This is a genomic window from Paraburkholderia sp. SIMBA_054 (assembly GCF_046534875.1).
In the GTDB taxonomy this organism is placed as follows: domain Bacteria; phylum Pseudomonadota; class Gammaproteobacteria; order Burkholderiales; family Burkholderiaceae; genus Paraburkholderia; species Paraburkholderia hospita.
In genome coordinates, this window is record NZ_JAWRXV010001696.1 from 1 (window position 1) to 237 (window position 237).

Sequence of the window (237 nt, forward strand, 5' to 3'; positions counted from 1 at the left end):
GACAAAGGCGCGGTAAGAACCGAGATCGTCGAACTCCTTGGTCCCCCGCATCAGCAGGGCATCATGAACGGCGTTCTTGAGATGGCCATGGGAGCTTTCTATCGAGCCGTTCTCATGCGCGACGCCTTTGTTGTTGCGCGTCGGCGTCATTCTATAATGGGAGCAAAGCTGGTCGTATCGGTGCGTGAGATCGACCTTGGCATCGGCGTCGAGGTTGCGGAATGCCGCCGAAAGGCT

At 57.8% G+C, this 237-nt stretch carries 1 pseudogene; it reads right to left on the reverse strand.

Annotation, left to right across the window (positions count from 1 at the left end):
• Positions 1-237, reverse strand: a pseudogene (locus SB822_RS60875) (IS21 family transposase); the annotation flags it as partial.